The organism is Dubosiella muris, from assembly GCF_004793885.1.
Lineage (GTDB): Bacteria > Bacillota_I > Bacilli_A > Erysipelotrichales > Erysipelotrichaceae > Dubosiella > Dubosiella muris.
Window position 1 is genome coordinate 1 of record NZ_SRYG01000057.1, and the last position, 647, is coordinate 647.

The window sequence follows — 647 nt, forward strand, 5'->3', positions numbered from 1 at the left end:
GGTCCTGGAACAGGATCGGGGAGAGTGCCAGGCGGGCAGTTTGACTGGGGCGGTCGCCTCCCAAAGAGTAACGGAGGCGCCCAAAGGTACGCTCAGGCTGGATGGAAACCAGCTGACGAGTGCAAATGCAGAAGCGTGCCTGACTGTGAGAGCAACAACTCGAACAGGGACGAAAGTCGGGATTAGTGATCCGGCGGTGCCGAATGGAAGGGCCGTCGCTCAACGGATAAAAGCTACCCTGGGGATAACAGGCTGATCTCGCCCAAGAGTTCACATCGACGGCGAGGTTTGGCACCTCGATGTCGGCTCATCGCATCCTGGAGCTGGATTCGGTTCCAAGGGTTGGGCTGTCCGCCCATTAAAGCGGTACGCGAGCTGGGTTCAGAACGTCGTGAGACAGTTCGGTCCCTATCTGTTGTGGGCGAAGGAGATCTGAGGGGAGCTGTCCTTAGTACGAGAGGACCGGGATGGACCTGCCGCTTGTGGATCGGTTATCACGCCAGTGGTAAAGCCGGGTAGCGAAGCAGGGAAGGGATAAGCGCTGAAAGCATCTAAGCACGAAGCCCACCCCAAGATGAGATCTCCCATTCTGAGAAGAAGTAAGGCCCCTCAAAGACGATGAGGTAGATAGGCCGGGTATGGAAGCG

At 57.7% G+C, this 647-nt stretch carries 1 rRNA gene; it reads left to right on the forward strand.

Features of this window, described 5'->3' with window-relative positions:
* A 23S ribosomal RNA gene (locus E5336_RS12280) occupies positions 1-647 on the forward strand; the annotation flags it as partial.